Origin of the sequence: Polynucleobacter sp. HIN9 (assembly GCF_030297635.1) — a bacterium.
GTDB lineage: Bacteria > Pseudomonadota > Gammaproteobacteria > Burkholderiales > Burkholderiaceae > Polynucleobacter.
Map to the genome: position 1 here is coordinate 166,155 of NZ_AP028140.1, position 20,749 is coordinate 186,903.

Consider the following 20,749-nt stretch of genomic DNA (forward strand, 5'->3'; position numbering starts at 1 on the left):
GTTTGCCTTTCTAATTTAACGATGGCTGTTAATTTTCCAATCCTTGATCCCAAATCCCTAAGCCCTATTTCTGGGCTTGCCCTTGGGTTTGCGCAGGCTGGTATTAAGCGGGCAAATCGCAAAGATGTTTTGGTAATGCGCCTAGTTCCCGGTTCGGCAGTAGCAGGCGTATTTACCCAAAATCGGTTTTGTGCCGCTCCCGTACAGTTATGTAAACAGCATCTATTGGAGGCTAATCCAATTGAGGCATTGATCGTGAACACCGGTAATGCCAATGCAGGGACTGGTGAAGAGGGTCTGCGTCGAGCCTTTCAGACCTGTGAGGTGCTAGCAAACTCGTTTGGGCTGAGTCCAGAGCAAGTATTGCCCTTTTCAACAGGGGTGATCATGGAGCAACTACCAGCTGACAAAATTGTGGCTGCGATACCTCAAGCCGTAGCGCAATTATCTGAAGATAATTGGTTTGCAGCAGCCCAAGCGATCATGACCACCGATACCCTGCCGAAGGCGGCTTCGCAGACGATCAATACCGAGCAGGGACCTATTGTCATCACGGGTATTTCAAAAGGGGCCGGCATGATTCAGCCAAATATGGCGACTATGCTGGGTTTTGTGGGGACGAATGTTCAAGTTGATCGAGGTTTACTGCAAGAGCTCACCGCAGAGGCTGCGAACCTGTCATTTAATGCAATCACGATTGATGGCGATACATCAACTAATGATTCTTTCATCGTGATGGCCACCGGCCAATCCCCAATCCGCATTCAGAGTCGCTCTGATCCGCTCTATAGTTTATTTCGAAAGGGTTTAATTGCTATCTCTCAACAGTTAGCGCAGCTGATTGTGCGCGATGGCGAGGGTGCCACTAAATTTATAACAATTTTTGTAAAAGGCGGCAAGAATAGCCTTGAGTGCAAGCAGGTAGCCAAAGCAATTGCACATTCGCCTTTGGTTAAAACTGCGTTTTTTGCAAGCGATCCCAATTTAGGTCGGATCTTGGCTGCGGTGGGCTATGCTGGAATCGATGATCTTGATAGTGGCAAGGTCCAACTCTGGTTGGATGATGTTTGGGTTGCAAAGGATGGTGGTCGACATCCAAACTATCAAGAAGAGCAAGGTCAAGCCGTGATGAAACAATCAGAAATAACCGTCACGGTTGATTTAGGAAGAGGCGATGCGATGGAGACGGTTTGGACCTGCGATTTATCGCATGAGTATGTCTCAATTAACGCTGATTACCGCTCATAAGCAAGTTTTATCATTACGAGAACGTGAACTGTGAATGACAAACTCGATCGCCTTCTAGATCATCTCGAAACATTTTTACCGAAGCCATTGACCGATGCTGAGTGGCAAACCGCTAAGGCGTTTCGTTGGCAGCGTCGCGATAGTATTTTTGGACGAATTGGATTTCTAAAGCCAGTCAAACACATATCCCCAATCTCGTTTCAAGATTTAAAACATATTGATCGCCAGCGCGATGCGATTATTGACAATACCCGGCATTTTGTTGAAAAGAAGCCCGCCAATAATATTTTGTTAACAGGTGCGCGTGGTACTGGTAAGTCCTCATTGATCAAGGCCTGCCTCAATCAATTTGCTTCTCAGGGCTTGCGCTTAGTGGAGGTCGATAAGGATCACTTGGCTGATTTACCAGATATCACCGAGATTCTCGCGGCTCGTCCGGAGCGATTTATCGTGTTTTGTGATGATCTGTCCTTTGAGGATGGCGAGTCTGGATATAAGGCTATGAAGTCTGCCCTAGATGGCTCAATTTCTGCGCAAGTAGACAACATTTTGATTTATGCAACCTCCAATCGCCGTCATTTGTTACCCGAGTACATGAAGGATAACGAGTCTTATGTTCATACCGACGATGGTGAGATTCATCCAGGCGAGGTTGTTGAAGAGAAAATCTCTTTATCAGAACGTTTTGGTTTGTGGCTTTCTTTTTATCCACCAAGGCAAGAGGAATATCTTGCGATCGTTGCACATTGGTTAGCGCACTTTGGTCTATCGGATAAAGCGATTGAGGCTGCCCGGCCCGAAGCCTTAGTCTGGGCTCTAGAGCGTGGCTCACGTTCAGGACGTGTGGCTTGGCAGTTTGCCAAGCACTGGGCCGGATCCCAATCCGGCAAAAAGTAGTCCATGATAAATCAATCCCGGCCGATCGTTGAGGTCGCTGTCGGAATCCTTTTAAAAGATCAATCATTTGTTTTGATGGGTAAACGACCCAGTGGCAAACCCTATGCAGGCTATTGGGAGTTTCCGGGTGGCAAGCTGGAGGTCAATGAATCCATCACAACTGCCTTAGAGCGTGAGTTATATGAAGAGCTTGGCATTCGGATTGATTTGGATAAAAACCATTGTCAGGAAATCATGATGCTCGAACATGATTACCCGCACGCCTATGTTCGTCTGCATGTGTGCTTGGTTGATCGCTGGGAGGGGGAGCCAGTTAGCCTAGAAAATCAAGAGCTATCTTGGCAAAATATATTTAATTCGGAGTTAACGATTAAACCATTATTGCCAGCTGCTTGGCCGATGATTGAAAAAGTTCGTTGGTATTTGAGAAGTACGTAAGCAGTAATCTGCCTAGGTCAAAATTGGCAGAACGTTAACTTAAAGGGAATGTCTTGATTGATGAGGGTAGGCTTAAGATCTTGCTCACACTTAAGCAGCCGAATTGATACCAAATATTTGTTAGCACTAATTTCAGCAAAGAGCGATGGATCCTCTAAGGTAATGCGCATTAATTGATAAACCTTGCCAGAGGGCGCTTGCTGAAACGAGCCCTGATGAGCTAAAACTTCTTTGCTTTCCCCCGACTCGCGTAGCAGTCGTAAAAATAAATGGCAGGCCTCTTGCCAAGGAAGCATAGGGTAAATGAACTTTTGTAAGAGCTCGCGTCTTGAAGAGGCGGGACTATGACGCCAAGCATAAAAACCTGGTAAATCAATTGGACTAGTGCCGCCCGGTGTATGTAAGCGTGTCCGAATTGCATTAAGCCATTCGTTCTCGCCAATGAGCGCATTGGGTTTAATTGCAGACGCATTCACTTGTGCGCTGGCATGCTCTAACTCGGCCATAGTAGATGCCAGCTTTTCTTGATCTACTTCTTTAGAATTCTTGAGTTGGTTGAGCGCAAACTTCTGGCGTTCTAATTCTTTAAGGAGTAGTGACTTGATATCACCCCGGGCGCTAATGTCGCCTAGCTCAAACAAAGTCGTTAAAGCATTATGGTGCAGTTCGGCGTCGTCCGAGCGTGCAAAGTGATTAAACCGGTCGAACAAATACTCTAGTCGGAGCATGCTTCGGACCAGTTCATTAAAGGGGTATTCGTAAATAATCACAGGGTTTTATTTTATGCTGACCCTTGGCAAAAAAACTACAAATCCAGCATTTTTTGATGAAGACGGTCGACTTCCACCTCAAGGCTAGCGAGATCCCCTTGGTTATGAATCACGGTATCTGCAATTGCCAAGCGCTCAGCCCGGCTTGCCTGATGAGCCATGATGCCCAGCACTTCCTGGCGGTCTAGCTGGCTACGCTCCATCACCCGCCGAATTTGGATCTCTTCCTCACAATCAACCACCGCAATATGATCTAGGTTCTCGGTCCAGGTGCCTGACTCTAGGAGCAGGGGGACTACAAATACCAAGTAGGGAGCATGATTTTCTAAGCCATTTTTAGCCTGGAGTATGGTTTCCTGGCGAATTAGGGGGTGTGTAATGGCTTCCAGTTTTCGTTTGGACTCGGTATCCTTAAATACGTACTCACGCATTTTTGCTCGGTTGAGCGATCCATCCGGAAGGATGAACTCAGGCCCAAATTGGCTTTTAATAGGATCCACTGCTATCCCCCCGGCGGCGCTTATTTGGTGGGCTATTTGATCGGTGTCGATCACCCAGGCCCCGCGCTTTGCCAAAAATGAGGCAACACTCGACTTGCCCGACCCAATACCCCCGGTCAGGCCTAAAAATGGAACTTTTCCTTTTAAATCAAGGAGTGAGCGAGTGGACTTATCCATAGTATTTCTATGATGCCAGCAAATGCTAGAAAGGGGCCAAAGGGAAAGGGGTGGGTAGACGGTAATTTTTGATACTTGAGCCAAAGGAGGCCCCCAATAATCCCGCAAAAGGCAGCTAGAACCAATATCCATAACGCACTATGGATTCCAAGCCAAGCTCCTAGGCCTGCTAAAAGTTTGGCGTCCCCCATGCCAAGACCATGGCGTGCGCGAACTTTTTTGTAGAGTTGATTAATGATCCACAGGAGTGAATACCCCAATATGGCACCGGTCCATGCTAAGTATGGCTCGCACCATGGGAATGGCGAGAGGGAGTTAAAGACAAGACCTAAGGCAATCATTGGGTAAGTGAATCGATTGGGGATTAAAAACCGCTGAATATCAATCCATGCCACATAAACGAGGATTAGGATGAGACCGACTCGAAGGATGAAATCAAGCCACATCAGATGATTCTGCCTAATGAAAAAATAGGTAAGTAGAGCGTCATGAGTAATCCTGCTACCAGAAGACCAAGAAAAATAATAAACACGGGCTCTAGGCTTTGACTAAGAATGGCTAACCGATGCTCTAGCTGATTTTCAAACGAGCGAGACCGATTGATTAGCATGGTATTGAGCATACCGGTGCGAGCGCCTATTTCAAGCAATTGGACGGTTTCAGAATCAAAGAATCGACCATTAGGATCAATGCGCTTCATGGCAAGCCCAAGATCCCAACCTAAGGAAAGTTGCTTAAATAACTTAGCACTCAAATCATGACTGAGCCAATGATTGGATGATTGTGCACAAATACGGATCGACTCTAAGAGACTTAAGCCGGATTGCAGTAAATGCGCAATGTTTTGGCACCACGTGATTTGATGTGATAGTCGGATCAAATCCCCAAATATCGGAATCTGAAAGCAATGACGATCACACCACTTTTGAAACCAGATTGATTTTCTCCAAAGAATTAGCACGGCGACGCCTGTCATAAACATTACACCCATAATCACTAGCGCATGCTCATTCAAACCTCTCGAAAGACCAATCAACAACTGAGTACTCATGGGTAATTCAGCGTGAAAGTGATGAAAGATCTCTTCAAAGCTGGGTATAACCCACAACAACATGGTGATGACCATTAGCATTGCAGCGGCAAAGGTAATTGCAGGGTAGGTCAGCGCTTGCTTCATTTGCTGCACAAGTGATTCCTTAGCAAGTAATTGTTGATGAATTAAAAAAAGCGATTGCTCTAATGCCCCCGTTTTCTCACCAATCGATATTAAGCCAATACAAATCGGACTAAACCATTTACCCTTTGCAGAAAGGCTGGTCGCCAAACTGTGGCCACCTTTGAGTCCTTGGATCGTATGTGACAGAAATGCTCTCCAATGCTTGGGGGAGCACTGTTCTAGCAGATGGAGAGCTTCAAGGAGCGGTACCCCTGCTTGCAAAATGCTATGAAGCCGGTATGTAAAGTTGATTTGATCGCGAAGAGAAAGAGAGCGTCCAATCATCATGGAAGTTCATGAAGTAAAGCCGATTGGTCAATTAACCCTTGATGGAATAAGGCATCAGCTTGATGTCGCATTGAGTGAAACCCATCCGCAATAGCAACTTCTTCAAGTCCCGTTGCGGTCAATTCTAATTCGATCGCGGCAATGAGCTTGGGAGTGAAGGGCAGTACCTCATGAATTGCAAACCGCCCCTGCTGTGAGTTCCGATACCGAACTAAGCGCTGGGAACTAATAAATAATAGATTTTGTGCGATCGAGTGGGGCTCTACCCCAAAATTTCGTAGCCGTTCGATGCACGACAAAGCTTCGCGGGTATGAATGGTACTCAGTACCAAGTGACCCGTTTGCGCTGCACTCACAGCAAGTTTGGCTGTTTCTGAATCACGGATTTCACCAATCATCATGACATCAGGATCTTGTCGTAGGAGGGCGCGAATGATGGCGTCGAAATGGAGCCCAGCCTTTGGGTGATATGCAATTTGATTTACCCCTTGTAGGCGGATTTCAATTGGGTCCTCGACGCTACAAAGATTGAGATGGGGTTGATTTAGATAATGAAGAAAGCTATACAGCGTTCGTGTTTTGCCGCTACCCGTTGGGCCGCATACCAAAATCAAGCCGTGCCGCCGATTTAAGCATCGTTTGACAATATCCAGCTGGGAGTCAGTCAAGCCAATATGGTCAATATCTAATTCAGAATTAGTTGTTCTGAGAAGTCGAATGACCGCCTTTTCACCAAACAAAGTTGGCATTGTGGAGACCCGGCAATCAATTTCATGACTCATTACGTCGCCACTGCTAATTGTTAGTCGACCATCTTGCGGTAGGCGTTGTTCAGCAATATCCAGCTTCGCTAGAATTTTGATGCGCGTAATCAATCGAATATGATCTGTTTTTGGGTAAGACCTAAAAAGATATAAATCACCATGAATACGAAAGCGAACGACACACGCATTTTGCTGTGCTTCGATATGGATATCGCTCGCATCTTCATTAACAGCAGATAAAGCAATTTCTTGCCACAGACGAATGATATGGTGATCAGATTCTTCGAGTGGCTTGCGGGATGGATTCTGGGTATTTGAGACAGTTTGAATCAAGGCGCCGATAGACTTGGCTCTTCGGGTGACGGTTTGTGTAGTTTCACCGTTTTAATCCCTTGATCATCAAATTGAATTATTTCCATCACCACCCCCCCAACTTTGACACTGAGGTCATGATCCGGAATTTCTTCAAGCTCTTCCAGAATGAGTCCATTGAGTGTTCGGGGCCCATCGACGGGGAGCTGTAATCCTAATAAACGATTGAGGTCGCGCAAATTTGCGCTTCCATTGGCTAAATAAGAGCCATCATCAGACCATTCGTCTTGGGAAACCACTCCCGGAAAGGAGGTCGTGAACTCGCCGATGAGCTCCTCCACAATATCTTCAAATGTTAATAAGCCCTGAACACTGCCGTATTCATCCACCACCAGACTCAAGCGCTGCCGATTTTCTTGAAAAAACTGCATCTGTTGCATGACTGGGGTACCCTCGGGAATGAAGTAGGGTTCGCTTAAGAGTTCTCGAAAGTCGCTGTGGCTTAGCTCGTCGTTACCGAGTAAAGAAAGCGCTTTTTTAACCGAAAGGATACCGATAATTTTTTCGGGATCCCCCTCGCATACGGGTAATTTGTTGTGGTAGCAGGTTTCCAGTTGTCCAATGACCTCGTCGATGGGTCGCGACAAATCCAATATCTCCATCTTGGCTCGGGGTGTCATTACATCATCGACCGAGATATTTTCAAGATTAAATAGATTGAGCAAGATACTGCGATGCTGATTTGAAATAAAGTGACTTGATTCCAGAACAAGACTTCTGAGTTCTTCAGTACTCATCGTTTGCAATGCTGCCTCTTTTCGGTTTAAACCCATGAGGCCCATTAACCCTGAAACAAAAGAGTTCACAACCCATAGCAGGGGTTTCAATAAGATTGTCAGAGGGTAAATTACCCAACCAATATTGGCCGATATCTTTTCTGCAAATGCGGCACCAATGACCTTAGGAGTAATTTCACTAAAGATGATGATTAAAAACGCGACGGTTAGAGTAGCGATTGAAATCACTAGTCCATTAGTGCCAAATAAATGCAGCGCAATACCAGTGACCAAAATTGGCAAAATGGTATTGATTAGATTGTTGACAATCAACAAAACAGACAAGAGGGTATCAATGCGCTTCAGTAGTTTTTGGGTTAAAGCAGCGCCAGCATGACCACTGTTTGCCATCGCGCGTAAGCGATGCCGGTTGCTTGCCACCATACTGGTCTCAGCCATCGAGAAAAATCCAGAGAGGGCGAGCAAAAAGACAACCAGCGCAGCTTGTGCCCAAAGGGGCCAAGAATCAAAAAACGAATCCATCTACACTTTCAAGAAAAGCACAGATAAGCAATATAGCAAATACTGAATATTTAGACTATCAAGATCAATTGATTTTGATGTCAGAAAGGACCTTTTCTTGGTAAAGTCAAGCTTGACAGGGCATGTTCAGCACTGCGTGATGCGTGCCCCATTTGGCGGATTGCGAATTCGTACCGAAATCGTTGATTCATCCCTAATGATTAGCTACGTTCAATACCTCAGTCATTTAGACAAAGTTAGTCGACCCCTCAATGAGTTAGCAAGAGATGCCAAAGAGCAAATAGAGGCTTATTTCGACGATCCTTATTTTCTCTTTGATTTGCCAATCAAAACTCAGGGCAGCGTTTTTCAACAACGTGTTTGGTCCGCCATCCAATCTATTCCGAATGGACAAACTATGACTTATGGCGAACTCGCCACTCAGGTTAAATCAGGCCCTAGAGCAGTTGGTGGCGCTTGCGCCGCGAATTACTATCCGCTAATTATTCCCTGCCATCGCGTCCTATCAAAAGCAGGTATTGGTGGGTTTGTGGGTGAGGCTAACGGACCCTATTTAAGAATTAAAGAATGGCTATTAGGCCATGAAAATGCCATCAGGGATTAAGCCTTCAGGGACCTAGCTTGGATTCTGAAAAAGATGTCCATCAGCCAGTCACTGTGAACGGCAAGTTTGGTAAAGACATAAAAGTGACTCACTTGCGACCGAGTTAATTTTGCTTCGATTGATATATGGCTGTGATGACGCAGTGCAATTTGTTTAAGGGTTAGCACAGCTAGGCCAAAGGCAAGAAAGCAAAAGCGCCGAATTCCGAGCTCTGACTTTGGAATGTAATGAATGTAATGAAGAGCATCTTCAAGTTTTTGGTGAGCGATCACCAGTAAATCCGTCTCACCGATCCCAATTGGCTTCCATGAAACACCGCGCGCTCGGTCTTCCGGAGAGTCTTTGAGAATATTAGTCATTTGCAGGGCTTGACCAAACGAAATTGCTAAGTGCTCGTTTTGTGAAATCGCTTTTGCAAAAGCTGGCGAATGTAAGGTAAATACGGTGGTTAGCATTTCACCAACGACCCCAGCAACTACATAACAATACTTTTCAAACTCAGATAAGCTCTCCAAGCCGCGAGGATTTTGACGGGTATGAAAATAGCTCATTCCATCTGACATGATTTGAATACAACGAGCAACCGCTTGGCGTTGTTGTATGTCGCAACTATCGAGTACCCGTAATACCCGAGGAATATTTTGAATTAGATCTTTTTCATCTAGATTGCTATGCTCTGCTAGAGCGATTACGCATTGATCGGTAAATTGTTTAGGATTTTGTTCGCCCAGAACCGTTTTAACAAAACTGGCTGACAAATCTTGTTTGGTCATTGCATCCATGCAGGATGCATCTTCAATCGTATCGATAATGCGACAGAGTAAATAGGTATTGCCAACCACCTTTTCTAGATTTGGGGGTAATAACGGAATGGTCAGCGCAAACGTTCTAGATACTGATTCAAGAATCGAGCGTTGGTAAAGTTCATCAGCAGATAAAGCGGACATGCGGGGTTTGGCTTTCGAATGGAAGTCGGTAATTAATGCTGACCTTTACTTAGTTGATTTGTAGCGCTCGCTGGCGAACGCGGGGCAATTGAACTTCCTAGAATCATGCCAATCAGACTGGCTAGTAGGCCGATTAACTGCGGCTCAACCGGCTCCTCAATACCCATGATTTCCAGTAAGAGCCACATGCTTAAGCCAAAGGTAATCGCAAGCAAGGCACCGAGATCGCTCGCTTTCTTCCAGAATAGGCCAGCAACCAGTGGTACAAATGCGCCCGCTAGCGTAATACGGTAAGCATTTTCAACCATGGTGTGGATTTTGGCCTCAGTCGCAATCGCGTAAAAGGTCACAATGCTCGCAAATACAAATACGGTCAAGCGCGTTGCCCAAAGGAATTGCTTATCCGTCATGTGATGATAAAAACCCTTCAGGATATTTTCTGTAAAGGTCACTGATGGTGCAAGTAAGGTTCCAGACGCGGTACTCATGATGACCGAGATCAGCGCCCCAAAGAAAACCACCTGCATAAAAAAAGGCATATGGCTGAGGATCAGGGTGGGTAAAATCATTTGAGAGTCGCTCGCTAGAAATTTCTCGACCATTTGTGGATCGATGATATTGGCGGTGTAAGCCAAGAAAAGTGGCACACTAGCAAAAAAGAAATAGGCCACACCGCCTAAGGTAGTAGCCCATACTGCGATTGACTCATTTTTGGCTGCATTGACTCGTTGAAAAACGTCTTGTTGTGGAATGGAGCCTAGTGCAATAGTTAGCAATGCCGCGATCCAGCCAAGCATATCGATTGGGTCTAGTGTCGGCAAGAAATTAAATTTACCCTCTGCGCTAGCCTTAGCAATCACAGTAGCAACTCCACCAGCTTGATCAGCAGCATTACTGGCAACCAATAAAAGCCCGATCACAATCACAATCATTTGAACAAAGGTTGTGAGTGCCACTGACCACATCCCACCAAACAAGGTATAGACCAAAACAACGCCAGCACCAATGAGCATGCCATCGCTGATTGAAATTAAATCGTTCGACAAAACATTAAAGGTTAGCCCTAAGGCCGAAATTTGAGCGGATACCCAGCCAAGATAGGAAACGATGATGCAAATGGAGATTAGCAACTCGGTCTGGCGGTTGTAGCGAAATCGGAAATAGTCGCCAAGGGTGATGAGATTTAGTCGATACAAGGGTTTTGCAAAGACCAGTCCGAACAGAATTAAGCAGAGCGAGGCCCCAAGAGGGTCGGAAATAAGTCCTCGAAATCCCTCTTCTAAAAAGGTTGCCGAAATGCCAAGAACGGTCTCGGCGCCAAACCAAGTAGCAAAGACCATCGCCAGAACAAAAGCCATGGGTAAATTTCGGCCAGCTGTGATGTAGTCTCTGGCATTGTGAACTTTGGTGGCGGCGTACAAACCAATCGCAATTGAAATGCCGAGATAAGCAATTACGAACCAAAGCAGCATCGCACCGTCCTCTTTCGACAAAATAGATTGATCATTGGATGGTCTTTAGACCACCCCATTAGGGCCCATTCACTAGCAAGCCCTGATTATAGGTGGGGATTATCTCGCCTTCCTGAATCAGGAAAATACGGCCTAAGGTATTGAAACCTATCAAGATCTGCGCTTATTTAAAGATCAAATTTGATTGGCGATTCATTAAAAGTACCAGTGGCGTCTAAGTCTTATAAAAGAGTTGATCTTTTTTGAGGATGGTCGCTACAAAGTGAGTGGTATTTTTGGATAAATTTGGCAAGAGGAACATTAAAGGAAATCCTAATAGCCCTAAAAAATATCGTACTATTACCAATCATCATATTTAAATTGGAGTGTTCATGAAAATCTGTGTCATTGGTGGTGGCGGCGCAATTGGCGGCTATTTAGCGGTTATGTTGGCAAATTCTGGTAACGACGTAACGGTGATGGCGCGTGGCGCTACATTGCGAGCGATTGAAGAACGAGGACTTGCCTTAATTACCGATGAGCATCCTGAACCCATCATTGCGAAGGTAAAGGCTGTTGAAAATCTACGCGGTTTACCAAAACAGGATGTCATTATTTTGGCAGTGAAAGCCCATCAAGTGGAACCTGTCATTGATGATCTAGTATCGGTTCTAGGGCCCGACACTATATTAATTCCAATGCAAAACGGAATTCCATGGTGGTATTTTCAGAAACTCAGTAGCAAGTACAAGGATCATCCCGTCGATACCGTTGATCCAGGCGGTGTTGTCATGCGGGCGATTAATCCCGACAATATTATTGGTTGCGTTGTATATCCTGCGACTATTACACAAGGTCCTGGTGTTATTCGACATGTCGAGGGTGTGCGTTTCCCGCTCGGCGAGTTGGATGGCAAGTCCACGGAACGTATTCAGAAAATTTCAGATGTGATGGGGGCTGCAGGGTTTAAATCACCCATCTTGGATGATATTCGTGCTGAAATTTGGTTAAAGCTTTGGGGTAACCTCACATTCAATCCAATTAGCGCTTTAACTCACGGTACTTTGGAAGGCATTTGCCGCTTCCCTCTGACGAAAGAGCTAGCGCGCAATATGATGGCCGAAGCGCAAGCGATTGCTGAAAAGCTTGGCGTTACTTTCCGTGTCGATATTGAGCGACGTATCGCTGGTGCTGAAAAAGTCGGCAAACACAAAACTTCGATGTTGCAAGATTTGGAGGCTGGTCGTTCATTGGAAATCGACGCTTTGTTGGGCTCTGTAATTGAGTTAGGTGAGATTACAGGAACCCCGACACCCTGCTTGAATACCGTTTATGCTCTGACGAAGTATCTAGATCAAAACGTGCAGGATGCCAAGGGAAATCTTGTATTACCAGTAGCCGCTGGATATTAATTATTCAAAGCGATTATCAAGGCGCCCAACGCCATCGATCACGATACTGACCTGACTGCCTGGCTTCATGGAGCCGACGCCTACGGAGGTTCCACAGGCAATCACGTCGCCTGGCATGAGGGTCATGTCTTGTGAAATAAGGCTGACTAATTGAGCGGGCGTAAAAACGATATCGCTCATTGGATAGTTCTGACGTTCTTGATCGTTAAGGATTGTTTTAATCGATAAGCCCATGGGATCCACATCGGTTGTGATGGTCGGTCCAAATACGCCAAAAGTATCAAAGCTCTTTGAACGGCTCCATTGAGCGTAACCAGGGTTGCGATTCAAAATCTCGATGGCGGTGACATCATTGACACAGGTATAGCCAAAAATAAATTGAGCGGCATCGGCAACGCTCACCCCATGGCATTTTGTCCCAATCACAATCCCAAGTTCACCTTCATAAATAACCTTTCCTGCATAGGATTTCGGCACTTGGATGGTTTGTCCCGCCGCTAGAAAGGAATTACTTGCTTTTAAGAAATACAAAGGCTCATCTGGAACGGTGTGCTCAAGCTTGGTGACCAAGGCATGAAAGTTATCCACTAGGGCAATAAATTTACTTGGAACGCAGGGTATCTCAAGTGTCACATCCGCAACCTTGAGGAATTCACCAGTTGCTTTGGGGTTAGCAAATAAATCGCCGACATAAACAGCAATTTGATCGCCTTGTAACTGTCCAAATCCAACATTGCCTTGATGCGTGTAGCGTAACCACTGTGCCATAGTACCGTTCTCCTTTGTATATGATTACCATGATCTTATCAATTACCACCGAGTCACTCTAAAAAATGCCAGAACTGTCTTTTGCCCCCGAGTTCGACAGCGCAATTCCATATATTCAACGTACACGCTCATACTATCTGGCACTTGGTTATGACAATCCCTATGTTTGGGCGCATTACAGCAATGTGCCATTTACCCCCTTAAAAAAGTCATTAAAAGCCTCGACATTGGCTTTAATTACAACCGCAGTTCCGTATGATCCTTCAAAGGGAGATCAGGGGCCTGGTGCTCCATACAACGCACAGGCAAAGTTTTATGAGCCCTATGCAATGCCAAGCACAGTCAACCCTGATTTACGGATTGCGCATGTGGGTATAGATCGAAAGCATGCGAATTTATCCGAGATGGCCTGCTGGTTTCCGTTGAATGCCGCTAGACAAGCAGTGGCTGAGCAACGAATTGGAAACTTAGCAGATCGATTCTATGGCCTGCCAACTAACCGAAGTCAACGTCACACTTTAGAAAGCGATGCGCCCCGCATTCTGCAAATGTGCCAAGTCGATGGAGTGGACGTCGCTATCTTGGTTCCTAATTGCCCCATTTGTCATCAAAGTATTTCATTGTTAGCACGCTTTCTTGAGGAGGCAGGCATTCCAACGATCATTATTGGAGCTGCTAAAGATATTGTGGAGTTCTGTGGTGTCCCGCGCTTCGTGTTTAATGATTTTCCCTTGGGCAATGCAGCAGCAAGACCTCAAGACCCACAATCACAGCACATTATTTTTAATTTAGCCCTTGATTTGCTTGAGGTTGCTCCAGGACCGCGAACCACTGTGCAAAGTGCCTTGCGCTGGAGTGAGGATCCTCGTTGGAAATTAGACTACATGAATATTGAGCGTTTAACAAAGCAGGAAATTGAATCTTTGCGCTCTGAGGCCGAAGCAGCAAGGCTAGCGGCAAAAGAGATTCGGCAAAAGACAACTGGGCGATAGTGGTCGGAATGAGAGGATTCGAACCTCCGACCCCCTCGTCCCGAACGAGGTGCGCTACCAGACTGCGCTACATTCCGTATTGACTATTTTATCCCTGACGAATTAGCGAGTACTCGCATAAAGCGCGCAAGGATTCGCTGGCTGGATTTTGTGGGAAATCCTTAATCGTATTGAGGGCTAAATCAACCTCGCGCCTCGCAGCGTCTTGGGTGTACTCTAAGGCGCCAGAGCAGTAGATGCCTTGCAGGATTTGATCAAACACATCATCTGGTAGCTCCTCGTTTTGTGAGATTGCTTCCCGAGCCAGTAGTTGTTGATCGGTGCTACCTTTTTCCATGAGATAAATCAGTGGGAGGGTTGGTTTACCTTCACGTAAATCATCGCCCACATTCTTACCCATTTCATTGGGATCTGCGGTGTAGTCCAGTAGATCATCCATCAGCTGGAAGGCGGTGCCAATATGGCGCCCAAATGCGGCTGCGAGTTCGCGCTCGATATCGCTTGCTTGTGCAATTAGAGCGCCGAGTTCAGCCGATGCCTCAAATAATTTTGCGGTCTTATAACGAATCACCTGAAGATAGCTAGACTCATCGACCTCAGGGTCATTCATATTGAGAAGCTGTAAGACTTCACCTTCGGCAATTGTGTTGGTAGCGTCCGAGAGAATTTGCATCACTCGAATGTCATTGGGGGCGACCATCATTTGGAAAGCTCGCGAGTATAGGAAATCACCCACCAGCACACTCGCAGCATTTCCGAAGGCGGCGTTAGCGGTTTGTTTACCGCGGCGCATGGTGGATTCATCTACAACGTCATCGTGGAGCAGGGTGGCGGTATGAATAAATTCAACCACCGCGGCTAGCTCCAAAGCATGGGGAATTTCCTTGCCGTTGGCTAGAGCTTTAGCCATTAATAAGAGAAGAGCGGGGCGGACCCGCTTTCCCCCCGATTGAATGATGTAAGACGAGATTTGGTCAATTAGAACTACTTCCGAGGCAAGTCGACGGCGAATGACCTCGTCCAAAGCCTGTAAATCAGGGCTGATGGGGGCCAAAATTTGCCCTAAGTGATTGTTTTTGACAGTGTTATTCATCCAAGATATAATACTTGGCTCAGCTCAAAGTGGCAGATTTTCTGTAAGTCACCGACTTTTAAAGGAATCATGCTTCGAATTAAGTTGATTTGTAATTATTTGCAGTATTTTTTGAGAGGTTTAACCATGTACGCGGTCATAAAAACCGGTGGCAAACAGTATAAAGTTGCTGCTGGCGAAAAATTGAAAATAGAACAGATACCAGCGGACATCGGCAGCGACATTACTCTTGACCAAGTTCTCGCCGTAGGCGAGGGCTCATCGCTCAAAGTTGGCGATCCCTTGGTTAATGGTGCCGCTGTGATGGCTACTGTAGTCTCCCAGGGACGTCACGATAAAGTGAAAATCTTTAAGATGCGTCGTCGTAAGCATTATCAAAAACATCAGGGCCATCGTCAGAATTACACAGAGATTCTGATTAAGTCGATTAAGGCCTGAGTTAGGAGAGAAAGATGGCACAGAAAAAAGGCGGCGGCTCAACACGCAACGGTCGTGACTCAGAATCAAAACGCTTAGGCGTGAAAGTCTATGGCGGTCAAGCAATCAATGCTGGCGGAATTATTATTCGTCAGCGTGGCACCAAAGTTCATCCCGGCGTCAATGTTGGAATGGGCAAAGACCACACCTTATTTGCTTTGATTGATGGACAAGTAGAGTTTGGAGTTAAAGGCGCAATGAAGAAAGCGCAAGTTTCAGTATTGCCTCGTTCATCAGCGGCCTGACTGAGATTTAATTAATCAACAGAAACAGGCCTCGCAGATTGCGAGGCCTTTTTATTTATGAAATTCATAGACGAAGCCAAAATTGAAGTGATTGCTGGTAATGGTGGTGCCGGCAGCGCCTCAATGCGCCGCGAGAAATTCATCGAGTTTGGTGGCCCAGATGGTGGCGATGGCGGTCGCGGGGGCAGTGTTTATGCGATTGGGGATCGTAACATCAATACCTTAATTGATTACCGGTATTCCAAAACGCATACGGCTAAAAATGGTGAGCCTGGGCGTGGATCGGATTGCTATGGCCGTGCTGGTGACGATATTGAGTTACGAATGCCAGTTGGAACCATTATTTCGGATTCAGAAACCAACGAAGTAGTTGCTGACTTGACTAAACATGGGGAGCGAATTTGCCTTGCCCAAGGAGGTGTTGGTGGCTGGGGCAATATTCACTTTAAAAGTAGTACCAACCGTGCCCCACGTCAGAAGACTAATGGCAAACCAGGTGAGCGCCGCAAATTAAAGTTGGAATTAAAAGTGTTGGCCGATGTGGGTTTATTGGGGATGCCCAATGCTGGTAAATCTACTTTGATTACCGCTGTATCTAATGCGCGCCCCAAGATTGCAGATTACCCGTTCACCACTTTACATCCTAATTTGGGAGTGGTGCGGGTTGGTAATGAACGCAGCTTTGTGATTGCGGATATTCCAGGACTCATCGAGGGTGCTGCTGAGGGCGCTGGTCTTGGTCACCGATTCTTAAGGCATCTACAGCGCACCGGTGTGCTCCTGCACCTGGTTGATATCGCCCCCTTTGATGAGAATGTCGACGTGGTCGCTGATGCCAAGGCGATTGTCAATGAGCTGCGCAAATACGATGAAGCCTTATATCAAAAGCCACGTTGGCTTGTATTGAATAAGGTCGATATGCTGCAGCCTGAGGATCGAGAGCAAACCATCGCAGATTTCTTAAAACGTTTTGAATGGCAGGGTCCCGTATTTGAGGTCTCTGCCCTTACTGGCGAAGGTTGCGATCGCCTTTGTTATGCGATTCAAGATTATTTGGACGGACTTCGCAAAGATCGCGACCTAGAGGAAGAGCGTGCTGAAGACCCCCGTTTTTTAGACGAGTAATAACGATGAAAAAAACGATTTCAGAAGCAAAACGAATTGTTGTGAAGGTTGGATCTACCTTGGTGACCAATAATGGCGAAGGGCTAGATCGAACTGCGATTGCTACTTGGGCTGAGCAAGTATCTAATTTACTCAAGCAGGGCTGCCAGGTGTTGATGGTGAGTTCAGGTGCCATCGCCGAGGGCATGCAGCGCTTATCCTGGGCTGTCCGCCCTCAAGAAATTCATCAGCTGCAAGCAGCTGCCGCAGTTGGGCAAATGGGTTTGGTGCAAGTTTACGAATCATGCTTTGCAAAATTTGGCGTACATACTGCACAGGTTCTATTAACGAATGCTGACTTGGCTAATGCGCAGCGTCATGCAAATGCAAAGGCAACCTTGCAAACACTACTGTCTTTAGGTGTTGTGCCGATCATTAATGAGAACGATACGGTAGTTACCGATGAAATTAAATTTGGTGATAACGATAGTTTGGCGGCACTCGTCGTTAATTTGGTACACGCCGACGCCCTAGTCATTTTGACGGATCAGGGTGGGCTATACACCGCCGATCCTCGTAAAGATGCCACTGCCACGATGGTTGATTTTGCAATCGCAGGCGACCCTTCATTAGAGCGGATGGCTGGAGGTGCTGGTAGTGATTTGGGTAAAGGCGGAATGCTTACAAAAGTGTTGGCAGCCAAAACAGCGGTAGAAACCGGGGCGAGTACGGTGATTGCCTCTGGCCGTGAGCCAAATGTATTAGTACGCCTGTATCAGGGCGAGTCGATTGGAACCTTGCTGAGTAAGGCCTAATTAGCGCAGAGTCGGTAGCTCTGCTTCGGATCCGACGGGAGCAGTGATCCCCAAAAAGTTATTGGGGTCGAGAGACTTCACAACCTTGGCGTAACTTTTTTCTTGGGTCGCTAGATTGCAAAAAGCACCCTGAGCCAAAGCTGCCTGATAGCGATTTGGAACATTGTCCTTAATGGCTAACCAGCTACCTAAAGGATTGGCACGCCATTGCTGATTGGCTTCAAGAGTGCCATATAACCGCCACTGAAACGTATCGCACCGTATTCCTTCAAAGTAAGCATTTTGACCACCACTGGGATTGGTAATCACCACAATGTAGCGGGTAACGCCGTCGTTTCCAATCTTGATGGATTCGGTATCAACGGCAAACTTGAAAATAGTGGTTTGCGATACTGAGAAAGGTATCAAATATTTTTTATTAGGCGGATTTAAGGGCATGGGTGTTTCCCCTTCCTTAAATACTGTTGGTGCAAACGGATCAGTCCCGTCGGCCAAGGGATCCGAAAAACAGGCACTCAGTACCGTAACTGATGATGCAAGCAAGAGAAACTGAAGTTTATTCATGAAGGGTGCGAGGCGTGTAATGGTGCCCCCCAGACTAATTGTTGCATTTGGTTGGTGGTGACAATAAACCGGGCGAGTTCAGAGAGTGCAAGTTGATAGACCTCGCGCTTGAAATCAATCACAGTGTCGAGCTCAATCCAATATGGATGCCAGCGCCAGGCATCAAACTCAGGATGCCCTGTGGCTCGTAGTTGAATCTCATGGTCTTGGCCTAGCATTCGCAGTAAGAACCAAATTTGTTTTTGACCCTTATAAGCGACACGCTGATGACGGTGATTCATTTGGCGGCGTAAGAACTCCTCGGGCACATCGTAGCGAATCCAATCACGGGTGCGCCCAATGATCTCGACATGGTGAGGAAAAAGACCCACCTCTTCATGGAGTTCGCGATACATTGCTTCTTCTGGACTTTCTCCGTGCGCAATTCCTCCTTGTGGAAATTGCCAAGAATGTTGTCCAATTCGTTTACCCCAAAATACTTCGTTGCGAGCATTGAGAAGCACAATGCCAACATTAGGTCGATAGCCTTCACGGTCAAGCATAATCGTACCTTTTAGTCCCTAATCTTTAATCCTTTAAAATCAACGATTTGATTATAGTCACTCATGAAAGCTTCACAAACCTTTCTTGCAACCCTAAAAGAGGCTCCAGCAGATGCGGAGATTGTGTCTCACCAACTGATGGTGCGCGCTGGGCTAATCCGTAAATTAAGTGCTGGAATTTATAACTATCTCCCTCTCGGGCTCAAGGTAATTCGGAAGGTCGAGAACATTATTCGGGAAGAAATGAATCGCGCCGGAGCCATCGAGCTTCTGATGCCGATCGTTCAACCCGCTGAGTTATGGCAAGAGACGGGTCGTTGGAAAAAAATGGGTCCCGAGTTGTTGCGCATTCAAGATCGCCATGAGCGCGATTATCTGATTCAGCCAACCTCCGAAGAGGTGATCACTGATCTTGCGCGCTCGGAGATTAGGAGCTACAAGCAGTTGCCCGTTAACTTTTATCAAATCCAGACGAAGTTTCGTGATGAGCGTCGCCCCCGTTTTGGGATCATGCGGGGTCGTGAGTTCAGCATGAAGGATGCTTATTCATTTGATCGTGATCAGGCAGGCTTGAAAAAGTCTTACGCGCTCATGTTTGATGCCTACGTCCGAATCTTTCAACGCATGGGTTTACAGTTTCGAGCCGTCGCTGCTGATAATGGTGCGATCGGAGGGTCGGGCAGCCAAGAATTTCATGTGATTGCCGATACAGGCGAAGATGCGATTGTTTATTGCCCTAATTCAGATTACGCTGCCAATTTAGAAGCTGCTGAATCGGTTGCTCTTATTGCACACCGAGCCGCTCCAAAAGAAAGTATGCAAAAAGTGGCAACGCCAGATCAAAAGCGTTGCGAAGATGTTGCGCAGTTTCTCAAGATCGATCTGTCTAATACTATTAAATCCCTAGTGTTGGCAGTTGATCAAGACGCTGGACCCGCCAAATTATTCATGGTGTTGCTCAGGGCTGATCATGAGCTCAATGAAATCAAGGTTAATAAGGTCCCTGGTTTAAGTGCCTTCCGGTTTGCCACCGATGCTGAAATCCTGGCGGCATGCGGTTCTCCAGTGGGTTACTTAGGTCCGGTTGGTCTGCCAGCTTCAGTTCAAGTGATTGCTGATCGCACTGTGGCAAATATGAGCGACTTTGTCTGTGGTGCCAATGCCGAAGGCTATCACTTGACTGGTGTCAATTGGGGGCGCGACGTTCCTGAGCCTTTGGTAGCCGATGTGCGTAATGCAGTGGCCGGAGATCCTTCGCCAGATGGAAAAGGAACTCTTGAGATTTGTCGTGGCATTGAAGTGGGCCATGTCTTTCAATTGGGTACCCGATATTCCGAAGCGATGAAGTGCACCTATCTTGATGAAAATGGTAAAGCTCAGCCAATGGTGATGGGCTGTTACGGAATAGGCGTAACCCGTTTATTAGGCGCTGCGATTGAGCAGGGTCACGATGAGCGTGGAATTGTTTGGCCGATTTCCATGGCCCCATTTGAGGTTGTGATTTGTCCTGTGGGCTACGATAAATCCGATGCAGTGCGTGAAGCTGCTAATCATCTTCATCAAGAGCTTCTTGCTGCTGGCGTGGATGTTGTTTTAGATGATCGCGGTGAACGTCCAGGTGCGATGTTTGCAGACTGGGAGTTGATTGGTGTGCCTTATCGTGTCGTGATTGGCGAGCGCGGCCTGAAAGAGGGTCAAGTGGAGTTTCAGGGGCGACGTGAAAGTGCCGCTCAATTAATACCGTTCCAGTCGATTGCGCAAACGATTATTGCTGCGATCAATACCGCAAAAAATAATTTGATTTAA

General features: G+C 46.5%; 21 protein-coding genes, 1 tRNA gene and 2 pseudogenes. 11 read left to right on the forward strand and 13 right to left on the reverse strand.

The features are described from left to right. Positions 1 to 21 precede the first annotated feature (21 nt). Genes argJ through QUE62_RS00915 form a run of 3 tightly spaced genes read left to right on the forward strand, consistent with a single transcriptional unit; the run spans position 22 to position 2,583 of the window. Positions 22 to 1,248 (forward strand): bifunctional glutamate N-acetyltransferase/amino-acid acetyltransferase ArgJ, encoded by a 1,227-nt coding sequence (gene argJ, locus QUE62_RS00905; protein ID WP_286261714.1) that lies wholly within the window; start codon positions 22 to 24, stop codon positions 1,246 to 1,248. 30 nt (positions 1,249 to 1,278) lie between these two features. Next, positions 1,279 to 2,145: an ATP-binding protein gene (locus tag QUE62_RS00910; RefSeq protein ID WP_286225520.1), complete on the forward strand. Its 867-nt coding sequence runs from the start codon at positions 1,279 to 1,281 to the stop codon at positions 2,143 to 2,145. A 3-nt stretch (positions 2,146 to 2,148) separates the two neighbouring features. Beyond that, positions 2,149 to 2,583, forward strand: a complete 435-nt coding sequence (locus QUE62_RS00915; RefSeq protein ID WP_286261716.1) for an NUDIX domain-containing protein — start codon at positions 2,149 to 2,151, stop codon at positions 2,581 to 2,583. Positions 2,584 to 2,600: 17 nt separating this feature from the next. On the opposite strand, the gene zapD is transcribed toward QUE62_RS00915, so the two are convergent. Genes zapD through QUE62_RS00945 form a run of 6 tightly spaced genes read right to left on the reverse strand, consistent with a single transcriptional unit; the run spans position 2,601 to position 7,929 of the window. Next, entirely contained in the window at positions 2,601 to 3,353 is a 753-nt protein-coding gene (zapD, locus tag QUE62_RS00920; RefSeq protein WP_286223874.1) for a cell division protein ZapD, read from the reverse strand. Positions 3,354 to 3,388: 35 nt separating this feature from the next. Further along, positions 3,389 to 4,030, reverse strand: a complete 642-nt coding sequence (gene coaE / locus QUE62_RS00925; RefSeq protein ID WP_286261718.1) for a dephospho-CoA kinase — start codon at positions 4,028 to 4,030, stop codon at positions 3,389 to 3,391. Next, positions 3,997 to 4,476: a prepilin peptidase gene (locus QUE62_RS00930; protein ID WP_286223876.1), complete on the reverse strand. Its 480-nt coding sequence runs from the start codon at positions 4,474 to 4,476 to the stop codon at positions 3,997 to 3,999. Before QUE62_RS00930 ends, coaE begins: the two co-directional genes overlap by 34 nt. After that, positions 4,476 to 5,534, reverse strand: coding sequence for a type II secretion system F family protein (locus tag QUE62_RS00935; protein WP_286261719.1), 1,059 nt, complete (start codon positions 5,532 to 5,534; stop codon positions 4,476 to 4,478). The genes QUE62_RS00930 and QUE62_RS00935 overlap by 1 nt, the downstream gene beginning before the upstream one ends. Further along, positions 5,531 to 6,631 carry a GspE/PulE family protein gene (locus QUE62_RS00940; protein ID WP_286261721.1) on the reverse strand — a complete coding sequence of 367 codons (1,101 nt, stop codon included), beginning with the start codon at positions 6,629 to 6,631 and terminating at the stop codon, positions 5,531 to 5,533. Before QUE62_RS00940 ends, QUE62_RS00935 begins: the two co-directional genes overlap by 4 nt. Continuing rightward, positions 6,628 to 7,929 carry an HlyC/CorC family transporter gene (locus tag QUE62_RS00945; protein WP_286223879.1) on the reverse strand — a complete coding sequence of 434 codons (1,302 nt, stop codon included), beginning with the start codon at positions 7,927 to 7,929 and terminating at the stop codon, positions 6,628 to 6,630. The genes QUE62_RS00940 and QUE62_RS00945 overlap by 4 nt, the downstream gene beginning before the upstream one ends. A 97-nt stretch (positions 7,930 to 8,026) precedes the next feature. Here QUE62_RS00945 and QUE62_RS00950 point away from each other — a divergent pair, with 97 nt between their 5' ends. Beyond that, entirely contained in the window at positions 8,027 to 8,533 is a 507-nt protein-coding gene (locus tag QUE62_RS00950; RefSeq protein ID WP_286225525.1) for a methylated-DNA--[protein]-cysteine S-methyltransferase, read from the forward strand. Here the strand turns inward: QUE62_RS00950 and QUE62_RS00955 are convergent. Together QUE62_RS00955 and QUE62_RS00960 are read right to left on the reverse strand one after the other, a co-directional pair. Next, entirely contained in the window at positions 8,530 to 9,480 is a 951-nt protein-coding gene (locus QUE62_RS00955) for a phytoene/squalene synthase family protein (RefSeq protein ID WP_286261723.1), read from the reverse strand. The genes QUE62_RS00950 and QUE62_RS00955 overlap by 4 nt on opposite strands. Positions 9,481 to 9,512: 32 nt before the next feature. After that, positions 9,513 to 10,952: a high affinity choline transporter 1 gene (locus QUE62_RS00960; RefSeq protein ID WP_286226904.1), complete on the reverse strand. Its 1,440-nt coding sequence runs from the start codon at positions 10,950 to 10,952 to the stop codon at positions 9,513 to 9,515. 371 nt (positions 10,953 to 11,323) lie between these two features. Here QUE62_RS00960 and QUE62_RS00965 point away from each other — a divergent pair, with 371 nt between their 5' ends. Then, complete coding sequence (locus tag QUE62_RS00965) at positions 11,324 to 12,343, forward strand: 2-dehydropantoate 2-reductase (protein ID WP_286261726.1); 1,020 nt, start codon at positions 11,324 to 11,326, stop codon at positions 12,341 to 12,343. Here the strand turns inward: QUE62_RS00965 and QUE62_RS00970 are convergent, their stop codons facing one another. After that, positions 12,344 to 13,111, reverse strand: coding sequence for a fumarylacetoacetate hydrolase family protein (locus QUE62_RS00970; RefSeq protein ID WP_286226906.1), 768 nt, complete (start codon positions 13,109 to 13,111; stop codon positions 12,344 to 12,346). A 65-nt stretch (positions 13,112 to 13,176) separates the two neighbouring features. Here QUE62_RS00970 and QUE62_RS00975 point away from each other — a divergent pair, with 65 nt between their 5' ends. Next, positions 13,177 to 14,103 carry a glycine/sarcosine/betaine reductase selenoprotein B family protein gene (locus QUE62_RS00975; RefSeq protein ID WP_286261728.1) on the forward strand — a complete coding sequence of 309 codons (927 nt, stop codon included), beginning with the start codon at positions 13,177 to 13,179 and terminating at the stop codon, positions 14,101 to 14,103. Here QUE62_RS00975 and QUE62_RS00980 read toward each other — a convergent pair. Beyond that, a tRNA-Pro gene (locus QUE62_RS00980) sits at positions 14,104 to 14,180 on the reverse strand. Between the two features lie 11 nt (positions 14,181 to 14,191). Then, positions 14,192 to 15,196 (reverse strand): polyprenyl synthetase family protein, encoded by a 1,005-nt coding sequence (locus QUE62_RS00985; protein WP_286261730.1) that lies wholly within the window; start codon positions 15,194 to 15,196, stop codon positions 14,192 to 14,194. Positions 15,197 to 15,322: 126 nt separating this feature from the next. Here QUE62_RS00985 and rplU point away from each other — a divergent pair, with 126 nt between their 5' ends. From rplU to proB, 4 genes and pseudogenes are all read left to right on the forward strand, one after another. Then, positions 15,323 to 15,634, forward strand: coding sequence for a 50S ribosomal protein L21 (gene rplU, locus QUE62_RS00990; RefSeq protein WP_286223887.1), 312 nt, complete (start codon positions 15,323 to 15,325; stop codon positions 15,632 to 15,634). A 14-nt stretch (positions 15,635 to 15,648) separates the two neighbouring features. Next, positions 15,649 to 15,918, forward strand: coding sequence for a 50S ribosomal protein L27 (rpmA, locus tag QUE62_RS00995; RefSeq protein WP_286223888.1), 270 nt, complete (start codon positions 15,649 to 15,651; stop codon positions 15,916 to 15,918). Between the two features lie 57 nt (positions 15,919 to 15,975). Then, a complete protein-coding gene (gene cgtA / locus QUE62_RS01000; protein WP_286261732.1) occupies positions 15,976 to 17,043 on the forward strand; it encodes an Obg family GTPase CgtA in 1,068 nt (355 codons plus the stop codon). 5 nt (positions 17,044 to 17,048) lie between these two features. Next, positions 17,049 to 17,825, forward strand: a pseudogene (gene proB, locus QUE62_RS01005) (glutamate 5-kinase); the annotation flags it as partial. Between the two features lie 12 nt (positions 17,826 to 17,837). On the opposite strand, the gene QUE62_RS01010 reads toward proB, so the two are convergent. Together QUE62_RS01010 and QUE62_RS01015 are read right to left on the reverse strand one after the other, a co-directional pair. Next, positions 17,838 to 18,401, reverse strand: a complete 564-nt coding sequence (locus QUE62_RS01010; RefSeq protein ID WP_286223890.1) for a CNP1-like family protein — start codon at positions 18,399 to 18,401, stop codon at positions 17,838 to 17,840. A 17-nt stretch (positions 18,402 to 18,418) separates the two neighbouring features. Then, a pseudogene (locus QUE62_RS01015) lies at positions 18,419 to 18,943 on the reverse strand (RNA pyrophosphohydrolase); the annotation flags it as partial. Positions 18,944 to 19,006: 63 nt separating this feature from the next. Here QUE62_RS01015 and QUE62_RS01020 point away from each other — a divergent pair. Next, positions 19,007 to 20,749 carry a proline--tRNA ligase gene (locus QUE62_RS01020; RefSeq protein WP_286261734.1) on the forward strand — a complete coding sequence of 581 codons (1,743 nt, stop codon included), beginning with the start codon at positions 19,007 to 19,009 and terminating at the stop codon, positions 20,747 to 20,749.